Raw genomic sequence first — 15,109 nt, 5'->3', positions numbered from 1 at the left:
AACAGTGTCTCAGATGATCGCGTCACCTGAACGATTCAGTCGCGCATGGTGCACATCACTGTGCGTCGTCGGCACTCTCCACGGACGCCAACGCGGCCTCGATCCGCTCGCGCGCGCCTTCCAGATGGCGCTCGCACACCTTGGCGAGCTCCTCGCCCTTCTCCCACAGCGCCAGCGACTGCTCCAGGCTCAGACCGCCGGCCTCGAGCTCCCTGACCACCTCGACCAGCCGGTCGCGCGCCTGCTCGTAGCCGAGTCCGGCGGTTTCGCTGCCTGCTTCGCTCACGCTCGACGCTCTCCGATTTCCGATGCCACGGGCTGATTGGGCACAGTACCGCGCCGGCGGGGCGCGACGGTGTCACGCTACGCCGGGGTGGTGGTGGCTGTCGGGGGCTCGAGCTGTCACGAACGGTGGTCGATGCGGTGCTGTGCCGGCGAGCCGTCGGTGGGTGCGGCCGGCGGGTGCAGGTGGTGAAGAGGGGACCGAGTGGGGTGACTGTGCGCAGGATGATCACGGTGGGTGGCTTATTGCGACGGGCGTCAGTAGTTCGGTCATCGGCAGGCGCTGAGTAGTCGGGCTGGGTCTCGTTACCGCTGTCGCGGAGCGCCGGGAGCCGTCACGAGCGGTTGTCGACCCGGTGTCGTCCGCCCGGCCGCCGTGGCGGGGGCGGGGGTGCGGGCGGCGGCTGAGGTGCGGCAGCGGGCCGTGGCTGGGGAGGGGGCGCGGCCGGCGGCTGAGGTGCGGCAGCGGGCTGGCGCGGCGCAGCGGTGTCCGGCGCTTGCGGGGCTGGGCGGCGGGTGCGGTCGCGGCAGACGAGGGCGCTGGCCATGGCGTTGTCGTAGCCGACGAAGGCCAGGGCGAACTCCTGGCCGTCGCCGTCGGCGATGGCGTCCTCGAGGGTTTCCTGGGCGGCGGCGACGCGCCGGCGGTGTTCGGCGCCCTCGGCGAACCACCAGTGCGTGCCGACGTGGACCGAGGTGGCCTCGGACAGGCGGCGCAGCTGGGGGCCGAGGTCGCGGCGGGCGGCGGTGCCGCAGCCGGCGAGCAGGGTCGTCCAGCACTCGGCGGCGGCCCGGTCGGTGGCGAGGGCCTGGTGCAGCAGGGGGCGGGCGTCGAGGCGGACAGCGGCGTCCACGGTGAGCGGGAGGAACGCCGGTGCCCTGGTGATCACGGCCCGTCTCCTTCCGATTCGCGCTTCTCGGCGACGGTGTGGACCGCCCCGTCGGCGACCCGCACTCGCAAGCGTGCGCCGTCCTCGATCTGGGAGACGGAGCGCAGCACCTGGAGGTTGCCTGAGTCGTCGGTGAATTGCACGACGGCGTAGCCGCGGGCCATCGTCGCGGCCGGGCCGAGCGCCGTGAGGCGGCCCCGGGCGTTGGCGACTTCGGCCTGGTCCTTGGCGAGCAGGCCGAGCATGGCGCGGCGGCCGCGTTCGCGGTGCATCTCCACGTCGTCGAGGCGGCGCTGGATCGGCCCGAGCGGGTCGGCGAGCGACGGGCGGCTGCGCAGCTGCGTGAGCAGGCGGGTCTGCGTGTCGACCCAGCCGTGCAGCGCGCGGCGGCCGCGGTCGCGCATCTGGCGCACGCGGGCGGACTCCTCGCGCACGTCGGGCACGATGCGTTTGCTCGCGTCGGTGGGCGTGGAACAGCGCAGGTCGGCGACGTGGTCGAGCAGCGGGGTGTCCGGTTCGTGCCCGATCGCGCTCACCACCGGCGTGCCGGCGGACGCGACGGCCCGGCACAGCGCCTCGTCGGAGAACGGCAGCAGGTCCTCCACGCTGCCGCCACCGCGGGCGATCACGATCACGTCCACTTCCGGATCCTTGTCCAGTGTGGACAGTGCGCGCAGGATCTGCGGCACGGCCTGCGGTCCCTGCACGGCCGTGTTCACGACCTTGAACAGCACGTGCGGCCAGCGGGCCTGCGCGTTGACCAGCACGTCTCGCTCGGCCGCCGAGGCTCGGCCCGTGATGAGGCCGATGCCTTGGGGCAGAAAGGGAATCGGCCGTTTGCGCTCGGGGGAGAACAGGCCTTCGGCGGCCAGCAGCTTGCGCAGCCGTTCGATGCGCGCGAGCAGCTCGCCGATGCCGACGGCGCGGATCTCGTCGGCGCGCAGGCTGAGCGTGCCGCGGCCGAAGAAGAACGACGGCTTCGCGTGCACCACCACGCGGTCGCCTTCGCGCAGCGGCGTCGCGAGCTCGCGCACGAGCCACATCGGGGCGGTCACGGACATCGACACGTCGGCCGACGGGTCGCGCAGCGTGAGGAACGCCGTCTGCGTGCCCGGGCGCGCGTTGATCTGCGTGACCTGGCCCTCCACCCACACGGCGCCGAGGCGGTGGATCCAGTCGCCGATCTTGCGCGCGACGGTGCGGACGGGCCAGGGGTTCTCGGCGCTGGTCGAGGGGTCGGTGCTCACTGGCCTTCCGCGTCGTCGCCCTGCTGGTCGGCTTCTTCTTCCGCCTTGCGCGCGTTGCCGATGCGCCGCGCGAGCATGCCGGTGAACGACGCGCGGTCGGCGTTGGCCTTCTCGTAGTCGAGGATTTCCTCGAGCTGCGGCACGGTCAGGCGGCGCAGGCGGGCGCGCAGCTGGGGCAGCGTGAGCTCGTCGTAGCCGCTGAGGCCCGCGGGGCCGCCGGTGCTGTCGTTCTCGCCGTCGGCGTGGTCCTCGGCCAGGGCGCGCTCTTCCTGCGTCCAGGGGTCCTCGGCCTCGAGCGGGTCGGTGAGCCCCGGCAGGTTCGGGCGGTGGCCGTTGGCCTGCGGCTCGGGCAGGTCTTCGACGGGCACCAGCGTGGGCCGCGCCGGCAGGTCGGGCTCGACGTCCTCGTCGAACGTCGCCCAGCTCGGCGTGTCCTCGACCGGACGCAGGGCGGACAGCGCGTCGTCACCCTTGATGGCCAGCTCGGTGACCTGCTGCTGCACGCGCATGGACAGCTGGAGGACCTGGCTGACGACGGTCACAGGCAGGCCCGTGATCTGCTTCGGGAGCTCACGAACCCGCTCGGCGGTGGTGACGGCGAGGCCCGCGGCGACCCGGAGGGGGAGCGGGAGTGGCTTCATGCCGTCTAGCGTGCCGTATGTGGGCCATCCTGCCCAACCGAACGGGTGGGTTGGGGCACAGGACGTGACTCCCGGCACAGCTCGGATGGCCGCAGACGTCATCCGAAAGAGGACTTCGAACTCGGTGCGGCACAGCCCGTACCCTGGAGGCATGACTTCTGCGAGTCCCGGAACCGAGCCCGCCGGTACCCCGACGATCTCCCAGTCCGGCGCCGCCAAACGCGTGTTGCTCGCGAAGCCGCGCGGCTACTGCGCCGGCGTGGACCGTGCGGTGATCGCCGTGGAGAAGGCGCTGGAGCTCTACGGCGCGCCCGTTTACGTGCGCAAGGAGATCGTGCACAACCGGCACGTGGTCGACACCCTGCGCGAACGCGGCGCCATCTTCGTCGACGAGACGTCCGAGGTACCCGAGGGCGCGCTGGTGGTGTTCTCCGCCCACGGCGTGTCCCCGGCGGTGCACAGCGAAGCGGCCGACCGCAACCTGCGCACCATCGACGCCACCTGCCCGCTGGTGACGAAGGTGCACAAGGAGGTCAACCGCTTCGCCAAGGACGACTACGACATCCTCCTCATCGGCCACGAAGGCCACGAAGAGGTCGAAGGCACCGCCGGCGAGGCCCCCGACAAGGTGCAGCTGGTGGACACCGCCGAGGACGTGTCGAAGGTCGACGTCCGCGACCCCTCCAAGGTGATCTGGCTCTCCCAGACCACCCTTTCGGTCGACGAGACGATGGAACGCGTCGACCAGCTCCGCGAACGCTTCCCCGGCCTGGCCGACCCGCCCAGCGACGACATCTGCTACGCCACGACCAACCGCCAGGTGGCCGTGAAGGCGATGGCGCCGGAGTGCGATCTGGTGCTGGTGGTGGGTTCGACGAACTCCTCGAACTCCAAGCGCCTCGTCGAGGTCGCGCTGAAGGCGGGGGCGCGGGCTTCGTACCTGATCGACTTCGCTTCGGAGGTTGATCCCGCGTGGCTTTCGGGTGTGTCGACGGTCGGGGTGACGTCGGGTGCTTCGGTGCCGGATGTGTTGGTGATGGATCTGCTGAAGTGGCTCGCGGAGCGTGGCTATGGCCAGGTTGATGAGGTGACGACGGCGAACGAGAAGATCGCGTTCGCGTTGCCGAAGGAGCTTCGGAAGGCTGTCAAGACGGAGTCCTGAGGATGGGGCTTTGGTGTTGGATTGGCCGTGGTGGTTGCCGGATTGATGTGGTGGCTGCTGCGGCTTTTCCTTGTGGTGGGTTGGGTTGGCGGCTGGTTTTTGGTTGAGGCCAGCGCTTTGGGTTCGGCTCGCGGTGGTCGCTGTTGACGGTGCGGCCGGTTGATTCTGAGCTCGATTTGGTGAATCGCGGTCACGGCATCGGCAGACGGAGCGATTCGTGGATGGCGCGATGGGTGCGGATCATCGTGCTCTGAGCGGGCTCGACCGCGGCTAGCCGACGGGCGCCGGCTGCTCCTCGCCGCGGGTTTGGCCGTGCTCGCCGAACTGGCGTGTTGTGGTGGCTTCGCGGGCTTCCAGTTGGTGGGCACCGGCCGCTGGTCGCAGAGGGACGGCCACACGCGCTGGATCAACGTGTGATGGTGGCTTCGCGGCTGTCAGCTGACGAGTGCTGGCCGCTCATCGGCGAGGGGATAGCCGCACTCGCCGGATTCGCGTGCTGTGGCGGGTTCGCGGCTGCCAGGTGGCGGTCGCCGGCTGCTCGTCGCCGAGGGACGGTCACTCGCGCTTGATCGTCGTGTGGTGGTCAAGCTCGCCAGGAGTGCTGACCTGGCGCGGGTTGCGGGTCGCTTCGCCCGCTCGCGCCTCGGTGTTCGTCTGGTGCGCCGGGCGTCTGCGGCGGTGAATGCCGTCGGCAGGGGGCCGTGGGGCGGCGTTCGTCCCGCGGGATGACTGCAGGCTGGGTCTGGATGGCGATCTGCCGGTCGCTGCTTGGTCTTAGGGCTGATGCGGGCGCCTTGGTGTGGCGGCGCTTCGTGCCGCGATGCAGCAGAAAGCGAAAGACCGCCGATCCGGGCTGGATCGGCGGCCGTTCTGTGTGGCTGGAGTTCCTGGGCCGTCAGTGCTGTCGGGTCAGGATTCGTCGTCCCAGGGGCGGGGGCGGCGGGGCGGTTCGCGGCGCGGGGGGCGCGGGCGGCCCGGCGGGGGCTCGTCGGCGCGGGGGCGGCGACGGGGTGGGGGCGCGTCGCCGCGGGGGTCGCGGCGGCGGGGGTCGCCATCGGCCGGGGGGCGGGGGCGGCGGCCGTCGGGTGGGGGTTTGCGGGCGCTGCGTGCGGCGGGGTCGCCGGGTTCGCGGCGGGGGCGCGCGCCGGGGTCGGCCGGGGGCCGGGGGCGGCGCGGGGGCGGGCCGTCGAGGTCGCGGTCGCGCGGCGGGCGGCGGGCGCCCGCGGGCGGCGGGGCCTGGCCGGCCGGGCGGCCCGAAGCCGGCGGACGCGTGCGGGGGCGCGCGGGCGGCTCGTCGCCGTCTTCGCGGTCGCGGGGCGGCTTGCCGCCCTTGAGCTTCACGGCGGCGTCGGGGTCGCGCTCGCGGAAGATGCGGAAGAAGCCGAACAGCAGTGTGATGCCGGTGGTGATCGCCATCGTCGGGAAGCCGTTGATCAGCGGCGTACCGATGTTGACCAGCTTCGACAGGGTGTCGCTGCCGGAGCCGGACCCCCCGGTCACGAGCACGACACCGGGCACCGTGACGGCCAGCACCAGCGGCGGCTGCACCATCGGCCCGAACAGAGCGCGTCTTTGCACGGCGCCCACCGCGAGCACGGCTCCGAGGACATACCCGGCCTTGAACACGAAGCCGAGAGTGCCCTGGGTCTTCTCGTCGATGATGGCGCCGAGCACGGCCAGGCCGAAGCCCACGAGGACAGCCGCCCACCAAGGCAGGCCGCGCCTCTCGCCGACGACGAGACGCTCGTCCCAGGGCACGGTGGCGTCTTCGGCATCAGGATCGCTCTGGCGATCGCGTATCGCGGTCACGAGGCACACCGTAGCCGTTACTTGTCACGATCTTGCCGCCGCTGCCCAACACCGCCCTGACCAGCCACCCGGCAGCGTGACGCGAGTTGCCGACAGGCGGAACACGTGGTGCCGCGCCACCCGCCGAACGGCGCCTCGCGCACGGGCCATGGTCTGGTCACCTGACCTGCGGAATCAGCCCAGTGGTCTGGTCCGGCCTCGGTGCGAGCAGACGTCCCGCACTCCCGCACGCCGGACACTCCAGCCGGGGAAGCGGAACGTTCCCGCTCCCCGGAAACCTCACACCGACTCAACCAAATCACGGGCAGGACAAATGCCCCATCGCCCCCGAACCACTCCCGCTCGCCACACACGGTGACGATCCGTGCGGCGACCGCCGCCGGTGCCTTCGGCCATTCCGGCCGGACAACACCGGGACGGGCCCTGCTGGGGCAGCACCGGAGCAAGCTCGGGACCGCACCTCGGCCGGAACGGCGGCGGAATCTACGCCGACCGGGCAAGTGCCGGAGTGCGCGCAGGCCGGAACCGCGCCGGAGTCAACGCCGACCGGGCAAGTGCCGGGCTGCGCGCCCGCCGGAACGGCGGCGGAGTCAACGCCGACCGGGCAAGTGCCGGGCTGCGCGCGCCGGCCGGAACCGCGCCGGAGTCAAGGCTGGCTCGGCATGCACCTGAGCGCGGTCCTCAGCGACCGTCGTACCGGTAAAAGACCCGGGCGACCGTGCCACCAGGCAACCGCCGGAGCGGGCGCCGACCCGGACCGGAGCCGGTACGACCACGCACCGCACCGCACCATCTCCGGAGCCGGCACCGCGCCATGCAGGCATTGGGCGAGCACCGCCCCAGCATGCGCCCGAGTGAGCGCAAGTCCGGGCTGGACCCGAAGCAAGCGCGGTATCGAGCGAACGTCGGAGCATGTGCTGTCCCTTCGAGTGCCACACGGCTCGCGGTTCCGGACGGGGATCTGGCTCGAGTTTCGTGCCGGCCCAGGACCTTGCTGACGCACCCGGGCAACCGCCAGCGCGGGCTGAGGTCGAAGCCCGCCTATACCGGACAAGACGCCATCGCGCGGGGTGCTGGGCACGGTTTGCGTCAAGCGTCGTGCTGCCTTAGGCCCGGCCTGCGCGCCCGGACCCGAACCGCGCCCATGCCGCACAAGTCGCCGAGGTCTGCGGTCCTGGGCAAGGAACTGGCCCGAGCTTCGTGCCGGCCCAGGACCCGGCGAACGCGCCTGGGCAACCGCGCGTGCGGTCAGATCCGGACCGCGTAAGCGGCCCGGCCCGGTCCCCGCCCATGTCGGACAAGGCGGCAAGGTCTGCGGTGCTCGGCAAGGACTGGACCGAGCGCGATGCTGGCCCAGGACCGGTCAGCGCGCTTCCGGGGCAACCGCCGCGGCGGGCTAGTGCCGAACCACCTGTACTGGACAAGTAGCCCTACCGCGCTATCCCGGACAACCGCCCGTGCGAGCGCGATGCCGCCCAAAGAGCTGCGACGAGCGCGATGCCAAGCAGCACCCCCACGTGCACCGAATCAGGCAAGCGGCCGACTCCGTGCCGTTCTCAGCTGGCTGCCAACTCGTCCCCCTTCCGTACCTCGGGGACCGCCGAGGGGCTCCCTGACGCGTCCGTCAGAGGTGCCACCGTGGCGCGGAAGCTCTCCAGGGCTTCCAGCTCGCGCCGGCGCGCGGAGAGGAAGCGTTGGAGGTGGGTGCTGGACAGGTTCAGGGCCTCGACGGCGTTGCCGGCCGACCGGTGTGCGGCCGCCGCGCCCGCGCGGACCTGTTCGACGTCCTCCACGAGTGCGCGGTCGCTCGCGGCGAACAGGGCGGCGGACGCCAGGACGCCGAAACCCGTGGGCCCGCAGAGGAACACCCGTCGGTCGATGAGCCAGCGCAGCAGCTCCGGATCCGTGTCGAGCGCCGCGACCACCGCGGCGTCGGACGGCACGAACATGATGGTGCCGTAGATCGCGTCGGCCCAGCGTTGGTAGCCCTTGCCCGCGAGTTCGGCCGCGCGGGAACGGATCTGGCGCACGTGGGCGCGCAGTGCGTCGAGCCGTTCCTCGGGGTCGTTGGTCTCCACGGATTCGGCCCAGATCGCCATGCTGGCCTTCGCGTCGACCGGCACCGCGCGGCCGCCGCCGACGCGCAGGACCATGTCCGGCTTCACGCTGCCGCCGCCGGCCAGGTCGGTCTGCAGTGTGAAGTGCAGTTCTTCGCGCAACCCCAACGCGCGCGCGGTTTCCACCAGCACGCGCTCGCCGAGCTCACCGCGTCCGCTGATCGACGCGAACGCCACTTCGTACCGCCGTAACGCCAGCTGCTGCTGATCGTTTTTCGAACGCTCGGCCGCCACGAGCCGCGCCGCCGCGTCGGCCCGGCGCATGCCGTCCTTGTAGAGCCGCCACAACAACGCGACGGCGACGCACAGGAGCAGCGCGAGCACGACGGCCGCGGTCGTGATCACCGTCTCCACCCGAGTCTCCTTCCGTGAGCCGAGTCGTCGATCGAGGCTGTTCGATCGAACGCCGACATCATGGCGGACCGCACCGACAAAAACCGGCGTGCCCGGTCGCGCTGCGTAGCTGACCAGGGCGTTCACCGGTTCAGCGGTCGGCGTGTCCACCAGGGCCCTGATAGGGTTCGTACACACGTTCGAGTGGCTCCCCGGCGAGTCTCCGCCATTTAGTCGTGATCGCCTCCTAACGTGGTCCCCGTGAGACTCCTCCACACCTCCGACTGGCACGTCGGGCGCACGTTCCACGGCGCCGACCTGCTTGCCGAGCAGGAGGCCGTCCTCACCCACGTCGCCGAGCTCGTGACGAGCGAGCAGGTCGACGTCGTGGTGGTGGCAGGCGACATCTACGACCGCGCGGTCCCTTCGGCCGAAGCGGTCCGAGTCGCGACCAAGGCCATGAGCCGCATCCGCCAGGCGGGCGCGCAGCTCGTGATCACCCCCGGCAACCACGACTCCGCCGCGCGGCTGGGCGCGTTCGCGGACTTCGCGGCGGCCGGTGGTCTGCACCTGCGCGCGACCGTCGGGGGCCTCGCCGAGCCCGTGCTGCTGTCCGACGACCACGGTGACGTCGCGATCTACGGCATTCCCTACCTCGAACCCGAGCCGTCCCGCCACGCGCTCGGCGTGCCCGAAGCGCGCGGCCACACCGGCGTGCTCACCGAAGCCATGCGCCGCGTGCGCGAAGACCTGGCCGCACGGCCGAAAACGCGCTCCGTGGTGCTGGCCCACGCGTTCGTCACCGGTGCCGCGGCCAGCGACTCCGAGCGCACCATCGCGGTCGGCGGCGTGGAGCAGGTGCCGGGTGACGTTTTCGACGGCGTCGACTACGTCGCGCTCGGCCACCTGCACGGCCCGCAGACGCTCGCCGAGCACCTCCGCTATTCGGGCAGCCCGCTGGCCTACTCGTTTTCCGAGGCGCGCCAACGGAAATCGGTTTGGCTCGTCGACCTCGACGCGGCCGGGCTCGCCGAAGTCCGGCGCCACGAGCTGCCCGTGCCGAGACCACTGGCCACGCTGCGCGGCGAGCTGCCGGAGCTGCTGGAAGCGCCGGAACACGAGCAGTGGCGCGAACATTTCCTCTCGGTCACCGTGACCGATCGCGTGCGCCCGGTCGACGCCATGCGCCGCCTGCGTGAGCGGTTCCCGTACGCGGTGCACCTCGACTGGGAACCCGAAGGCGGCCTGGCCGGCGCGGAGCTGAAGTACGCCGACGCCGTCCGCGGCCGCACCGATATCGAGATCGCCCGCAGCTTCCTCGACGACTGCCGCGGCGCGCTCCCCACGGAAACCGAGGAACGGCTGGTGTTCCTCGCTCTCGAAGCGGCCAACCGGGCGGCGGTGGCGAAGCTGTGAGGCTGCACCTGCTGGAGGTCGAGGCGTTCGGTCCGTACGCGCGCCGCGAGGTGGTCGACTTCGACGCGCTCGGCGCCGACGGCCTCTTCCTCCTGCACGGCGACACCGGCGCCGGCAAGACCACGCTGCTCGACGCCATCGCGTTCGCGCTGTTCGGCGTGGTCCCGGGCGCGCGCGGCGATGTGAAGCGGCTGCGCTGCGACGTTGCCGCGCCGGAGCAGCTCACCGAGGTGGTGCTGGAGCTGACGGTGCAGCGCCAGCGGCTACGGATCGTGCGCAGCCCGGAATACGCGCGCGCCAAGAAGCGCGGCGACGGGTTCACCACCCAACAGGCGAAGGTGTCGTTGACCTGGGTCGGCGAACCGCCGGCCGGGCTGCCACCCGACGGGATCATCCGGATCGACGAGGTCGCGCGCACCGTCGAGCGCCTGCTGGGCATGACGGCAGCGCAGTTCTTCCAGGTCGTCCTGTTGCCGCAGGGCGAATTCGCGAAGTTCCTGCGCTCCGACACCACCGAGCGCGAGAAGCTGCTCGAGCGGCTCTTCGGCACCGAACGCTTCTCCGACGTCGAACGCTGGTTCGCCGACCTGCGCGCCGAACGCGGGCGGACGCTGGAAAAGCGCCAGCAGGAGCTGCGTGAGCTCGTGGCGCGCTACGCGCAGGAAGCGCAGCAGGAGCCGCCGGAGGAAGATCAGGCGCAGTGGGTCGACGCGGTGCTGGCCGAGGTCGCCAAACGCGCGGAGGCGGCGGAAACCGAAGCGGCACAAGCACGTTCGGCCGCGACCAAGGCGGAAACCACGCTGCGGGAGGCCGAAGAGGACGCCGAGCGCATCCGCCGCGTCCGCACGGCGCACACGCGGCTCGCGCAGATCGCCGAGACCGCGGGCGAGCGTGCGGAGTGGACCGAGGAGATCGCGGCCGCGCGGCGGGCGTCGGCCGTGGTGCCGGAGGTCGAGCTGCTCGAACGGCGGACCACCGAGCTGGGTGACGCGCAGGTCGCGGAGGCCGACCACACGCGCGCCTTGGGTGCGCTGGGTTTCGACTCCGTCGGCTTCGCGTCGGTTGATCTGCGGGAGCGGGCCGGCTCGTTGCGCGAGGAAGCGGGCGCGCTGGCCGAGTTGGTCGCGGAAGCCGAGCAGCAGCGAGTGGATACCCAGCGGCGGGAACAACGTGAGGCCGCGGCGCGTGCCGCGGCCGAACGCGTCACGGAGCTGCAGACGCGGCTGGCGGAGCTGCCGGAGCGGCTCACGGCTGTGCGGGGCGAAGCGGCGTCGGCGGCTGAAGCAGCGGCGAAGCTGGACGGCGCGAAGGCGCGCGTCGAGGAGCTCACTGGTTTCGCGCGTGCCGCGGCGGAGCTGCCCGAGGCCGTGGCGAAGGTCGGGCGTGGCGAGGCGAAGCTGACCGAGGTCGTGGACGCGCACCAGTCGGCTCGGCAGCACCGGCTGGACCTGCGGGAACGTCGGCTGGAAGGGATGGCCGCCGAGCTCGCGGCGAGCTTGGCCGACGGCGCGGCGTGCCCGGTGTGCGGGTCGGCGGAGCACCCCGCGCCCGCGCGCCACGGGGCCGAGGCGGTGGACCCGGCCGAGGAGCGCGCGGCGGAAGAGGCCGAGCAGAAGGCCGGCGCGCTGCGGCAACGGGTGGTGTCGGCGTTGGAGGAGGCGAAGGCGCGGCTCGACGCGTTGCGGGAGCGGCTGGGCGAGCGCACGGCCGAGTCCGTGGCGGCCGATCTCGGGGAGGCGCGGGCGGGCGTCGCCACGTTGTCGGAGCAGGCCGGGCGGAAAGACCGGCTGGCTCGGCAGGTTGTCGAGCTGGAGCGGGAAGCCGAGCAGCTGGGTGAGCAGCGGCGGCGGGCCGACCAGGTGGTCACGGAGGCGCAGGCCGAAGTCCGGGCGCTCGGCGAACGGCTGGCCGAACGGTCGAAGCGGCTGGTCGAAGGCCGTGGCGAGTTCTCCGATGTCACCGCGCGCCGGCAGCATCTGCTCACGCTGGCGGGTGCGCTTGATGCCGTCGCGGAGGTGCGCACGGCTGTGACCGGATCCGAAGCCCGGGTGTCCGAGCAACACGGGCTGGTTGAGATCTCCTTGCACGCCAAGGGTTTCGCCACGGTGGAAGAGATGCGGGGCGCGGTCCGCTCCGACGAGCAGGTGACGAAGCTCGAACACGGCCTCGCCGAAGCCGAGGCGACGGCCGCGGGCGCGCGTGAGCTGCTGGCGCAACCGGAGTTGTTCGGCATTTCGCCCGACGATGTTGTGGAGGTCGCGCCCAAGGTCGAAACGGCGAAGGCCGCGCGCGAACGGGCGGACACGGCGTTCGCCGCGCTGAAGTCCGTGGCCGCGCAGCACGGCGAGCTGAAGAAGCTGGCCGCGCGGATGGGCAAGGCGCTGGCGGAGTTCGCGCCTGTGGAGGCGGAGTACAACGAGCTGCGCGCACTGTCCGAAGTGGTCAACGGCCGGGGCCAGAACGCGCGCAAGATGTCCCTGCGGTCCTACGTTCTGGCCGCGCGGCTGGAAGAGGTCGCGCTCGCGGCCACCGCCCGGCTGCGCACCATGAGCCAGGGCCGCTACTCCTTCGTGCACTCCGACGCGGCCGGCGCGCGCGGCACCCGCGGCGGCCTCGGCCTCGACGTGCTCGACGACTACTCGGGCGCCATCCGCCCCGCGAAAACCCTGTCGGGCGGCGAATCGTTCCTCGCGTCGCTCTCGCTGGCCCTGGGCCTGGCCGACGTCGTCGCCGCGGAAACCGGCGGCGCCCTGCTCGACACGCTCTTCGTCGACGAGGGCTTCGGCACCCTCGACGCCGAAACCCTCGACGTCGTGATGAACATCCTCGACGAACTCCGCGCGGGCGGCCGGGTCGTCGGCCTCGTCTCCCACGTCGAAGAACTCCGCCAACGCATCCCGACGCGGTTGCGGGTGCACAAGTCGCGGACAGGTTCGCGGATCGAGCTGCGGACGGGGTAGGGCAGGCTTCCGAGTGGGGGCCGGCCCGGGGCCGCGCGCAACGCGAGGGGCGCCGCGAGCTGCCTCCGACTGAGCGTGCAGTTCTGCCTGGCCGCAACGTCACTGCGGAAACGTCGAGTGGCCCGGTCCGTGCACGGCCGGCCGTGGCCCTCTCGAGTGCGGGCAGCCAGCGCGTGCGATCGTGCCGCGGCGAGGTTGTGCCGGTAAAGCGGCTGGCCGCGTTCCGGGCGCAAGCTCATCACCTACGCCCGGAAGGCAGGAGCCGACTCCGTCAGGAGGCTTCGTGCAGCAGGAGCCACCGCTTCGCGTCGGTGCCCCAGCGGAAGTTGCCGATCGCGCCGCCGGTGCGGACGATGCGGTGGCAGGGGACGAAGAGGGCGGCGGCGTTGCGGGCGCAGGCCGAGGCGGCGGCGCGCACGGCGGTGGGGTTGCCTGAGAGCGTGGCGTACTCGGCGTAGCTCACGGGGTTGCCCGGCGGGACCTTGCGCAGCATGTCCCAGGCGTGCTGGCGGAAGGCGCCGGAGCGTTGGCGGACCTCGATGTCGTCGACGGCGGTGAGTTCGCCGGCGTGGTAGCGGCGCACGGCGCTGGTGACGGGGCCGAGGTCGCGGCGGTGCGTGAGCGTGGTGGGGGTCAGGGACGGGGAGACGAGCGGGGTCAGCTCGGCGACGTCGCCGGTCCAGCCGGAGGCGAGCACGGCGCCGTCGCCGGTGACCACGGCGGTGAAGGGGCCGATTTTGGTGTCCACAGTGGACCAGAAGGCAGTGCTCACGAGAGGGTCTCCTCGGGGTCGAAGATCTGCAGGTAACGGGTGGCGTACGAGCCCCACGGCCGCCAGCCGCGGGCCGCGTCGGCCAGGTTCAGGCCGAGCGCGGTGGCGGAGCGCTGTACCGCCGAGTCGGTGGTGAGCAAGACGTCCGGGGCGCCGAGCACGCGGGTGAGCACGTAGTCGGCGTCGAGGCCGAGCGCGGCGAGCTCGGCGCGCAGCTCGGTGGGGTCGCGGCCGACGTGGGGGTCGAGGGTGCCGTCGGTCAGGGCCGTCGCGACGGTCTTGGCCAGCGGGGTCACGTCGAGGGCAGCGACGGCTTCCGGCGTGGGGAACAGCGTGGTCAGGGTGTCCATCGGCGGCTCGCCGGCGGGCACGCGCGGGCCGAGCGCGGCGACGCGAGCGGCGTCGGGGCCGAGGACGGTGCGCAGGACCAGCTCGGGGCCGTCGACCGCGCCGGGCACCCGGACGCCGGGCAGCTTCGTGACCAGCGGCGCGAGCGCCGGATCCGCGCCGAGCACGCGCGCGACGGCTTCCGGGTCGGCGTCGAGGTCGAGCAGCCGCCGCACGCGGGAGACGGCGCTGCCGAGGTCGCGCAGGTCCGTGAGCGCGAGGTCGCAGCGGACGTGGTCGGCCTGCGGGCTGAGCCAGACGAGGCCGGGCCCGTGCGAAAGCCGCAGCGTGCGGCCGTAGCCGGTGATGCCTTCGGCGCTTTCCTCGACGGCCTCGACGCCCGGCAACGCGCGCGAAGCGTGGTACCGCAGCACGCTCTGCGCGTCGAACGGCGCGCGGAACGGCAGGCGCAGGCTGAGCCGCGTGGAGCTGGTGGGTTCGGTACGGCGGCCGCGGCGCAGTGAAGCGGCGCGAAGCTGCGAAGGCGTTGTCGCGAAGACCTCGCGGATCGTCTCGTTGAACTGCCGGACGCTGGAGAAGCCGGCGGCGAACGCGACGTCGGTGAGCGGCAGCGCCGAAAGCTCGATGAGCAGCCGCGCGGAGTGCGCGCGGTGGGCGCGGGCGAGGGCGAGCGGCCCGGCGCCCAGCTCGGTGGTGAGGACGCGGCCGAGCTGGCGTTCCGAGTAGCCGAGGCGCCGCGCGAGGCCGGGCACGCCTTCGCGCTCGACGAGCCCGTCGGAGATCAGGCGCATGGCGCGGGCGGCGAGGTCGGCGCGCACGTTCCAGTCGGGCGAGCCCGGCACGGCGTCGGGCAGGCAGCGCCGGCACGCGCGGAAGCCGCCGGCCTGCGCGGCGGCTGACGTGGGGAAGAACCGCACGTTCTGGGCCTTCGGCGTGATCGCCGGGCACGACGGGCGGCAGTAGATGCCGGTGGTGCGCACGGCCATGATGAACTGGCCGTCGAACCGCTGGTCGCGGGCGGTGACGGCCCGGTAGCAGCGCTCCGTGTCGCGCCAGAGCGGGGCGGTCTGGGTGGCCATGTGGTCGATGGTGCCAGCAGGCCAGCGGCTTGGCTGGCGGGAATCCGACACGG

10 protein-coding genes and 1 pseudogene are annotated in these 15,109 nt (G+C 72.4%); 3 read left to right on the top strand and 8 right to left on the bottom strand.

Going from position 1 to position 15,109, the window contains the following annotated elements:
• Nucleotides 1–55: 55 nt before the first annotated feature.
• The 4 genes and pseudogenes from VSH64_RS29645 to VSH64_RS29630 all read right to left on the bottom strand — a co-directional run bounded on the left by VSH64_RS29645 (nucleotide 56) and on the right by VSH64_RS29630 (nucleotide 3,060).
• Nucleotides 56–286: an exodeoxyribonuclease VII small subunit gene (locus VSH64_RS29645; protein WP_326566022.1), complete on the bottom strand. Its 231-nt coding sequence runs from the start codon at nucleotides 284–286 to the stop codon at nucleotides 56–58.
• A 523-nt stretch (nucleotides 287–809) separates the two neighbouring features.
• Nucleotides 810–1,169, bottom strand: a pseudogene (locus VSH64_RS29640) (hypothetical protein); the annotation flags it as partial.
• Entirely contained in the window at nucleotides 1,169–2,419 is a 1,251-nt protein-coding gene (xseA, locus tag VSH64_RS29635; protein WP_326566021.1) for an exodeoxyribonuclease VII large subunit, read from the bottom strand. The pseudogene VSH64_RS29640 and the gene xseA, both read right to left, overlap by 1 nt.
• Nucleotides 2,416–3,060, bottom strand: coding sequence for a lipid droplet-associated protein (locus tag VSH64_RS29630; RefSeq protein WP_326566020.1), 645 nt, complete (start codon nucleotides 3,058–3,060; stop codon nucleotides 2,416–2,418). The genes xseA and VSH64_RS29630 overlap by 4 nt, the downstream gene beginning before the upstream one ends.
• 151 nt (nucleotides 3,061–3,211) lie before the next feature.
• Here VSH64_RS29630 and VSH64_RS29625 point away from each other — a divergent pair, with 151 nt between their 5' ends.
• The gene (locus tag VSH64_RS29625; protein ID WP_326566019.1) at nucleotides 3,212–4,222 is read left to right on the top strand and encodes a 4-hydroxy-3-methylbut-2-enyl diphosphate reductase; all 1,011 of its coding nucleotides are present in this window, start codon (nucleotides 3,212–3,214) and stop codon (nucleotides 4,220–4,222) included.
• 909 nt (nucleotides 4,223–5,131) lie between these two features.
• On the opposite strand, the gene VSH64_RS29620 is transcribed toward VSH64_RS29625, so the two are convergent.
• Both VSH64_RS29620 and rmuC read right to left on the bottom strand, forming a co-directional pair.
• Nucleotides 5,132–6,031, bottom strand: a complete 900-nt coding sequence (locus tag VSH64_RS29620) for a DUF6542 domain-containing protein (protein WP_326566018.1) — start codon at nucleotides 6,029–6,031, stop codon at nucleotides 5,132–5,134.
• 1,556 nt (nucleotides 6,032–7,587) lie between these two features.
• The gene (gene rmuC, locus VSH64_RS29615) at nucleotides 7,588–8,502 is read right to left on the bottom strand and encodes a DNA recombination protein RmuC (RefSeq protein ID WP_326566017.1); all 915 of its coding nucleotides are present in this window, start codon (nucleotides 8,500–8,502) and stop codon (nucleotides 7,588–7,590) included.
• Between the two features lie 240 nt (nucleotides 8,503–8,742).
• Here rmuC and VSH64_RS29610 point away from each other — a divergent pair, with 240 nt between their 5' ends.
• Together VSH64_RS29610 and VSH64_RS29605 are read left to right on the top strand one after the other, a co-directional pair.
• On the top strand, nucleotides 8,743–9,897 hold the full coding sequence (locus VSH64_RS29610) for an exonuclease SbcCD subunit D (protein ID WP_326566016.1): 1,155 nt from the start codon (nucleotides 8,743–8,745) through the stop codon (nucleotides 9,895–9,897).
• On the top strand, nucleotides 9,894–12,857 hold the full coding sequence (locus VSH64_RS29605) for an SMC family ATPase (protein ID WP_326566015.1): 2,964 nt from the start codon (nucleotides 9,894–9,896) through the stop codon (nucleotides 12,855–12,857). Before VSH64_RS29610 ends, VSH64_RS29605 begins: the two co-directional genes overlap by 4 nt.
• Nucleotides 12,858–13,128: 271 nt before the next feature.
• Here the strand turns inward: VSH64_RS29605 and VSH64_RS29600 are convergent, their stop codons facing one another.
• Together VSH64_RS29600 and VSH64_RS29595 are read right to left on the bottom strand one after the other, a co-directional pair.
• Nucleotides 13,129–13,629 (bottom strand): methylated-DNA--[protein]-cysteine S-methyltransferase, encoded by a 501-nt coding sequence (locus VSH64_RS29600; protein ID WP_326566014.1) that lies wholly within the window; start codon nucleotides 13,627–13,629, stop codon nucleotides 13,129–13,131.
• The gene (locus tag VSH64_RS29595; RefSeq protein ID WP_326566013.1) at nucleotides 13,626–15,056 is read right to left on the bottom strand and encodes a DNA-3-methyladenine glycosylase 2 family protein; all 1,431 of its coding nucleotides are present in this window, start codon (nucleotides 15,054–15,056) and stop codon (nucleotides 13,626–13,628) included. Before VSH64_RS29595 ends, VSH64_RS29600 begins: the two co-directional genes overlap by 4 nt.
• Between the last annotated feature and the right edge of the window lie 53 nt (nucleotides 15,057–15,109).

Source organism: Amycolatopsis rhabdoformis (genome assembly GCF_035918295.1).
Taxonomy (GTDB): domain Bacteria; phylum Actinomycetota; class Actinomycetes; order Mycobacteriales; family Pseudonocardiaceae; genus Amycolatopsis; species Amycolatopsis rhabdoformis.
Note: the sequence above shows the minus strand (reverse complement) of the source record. Positions and strands in the feature narration are given on the sequence as shown.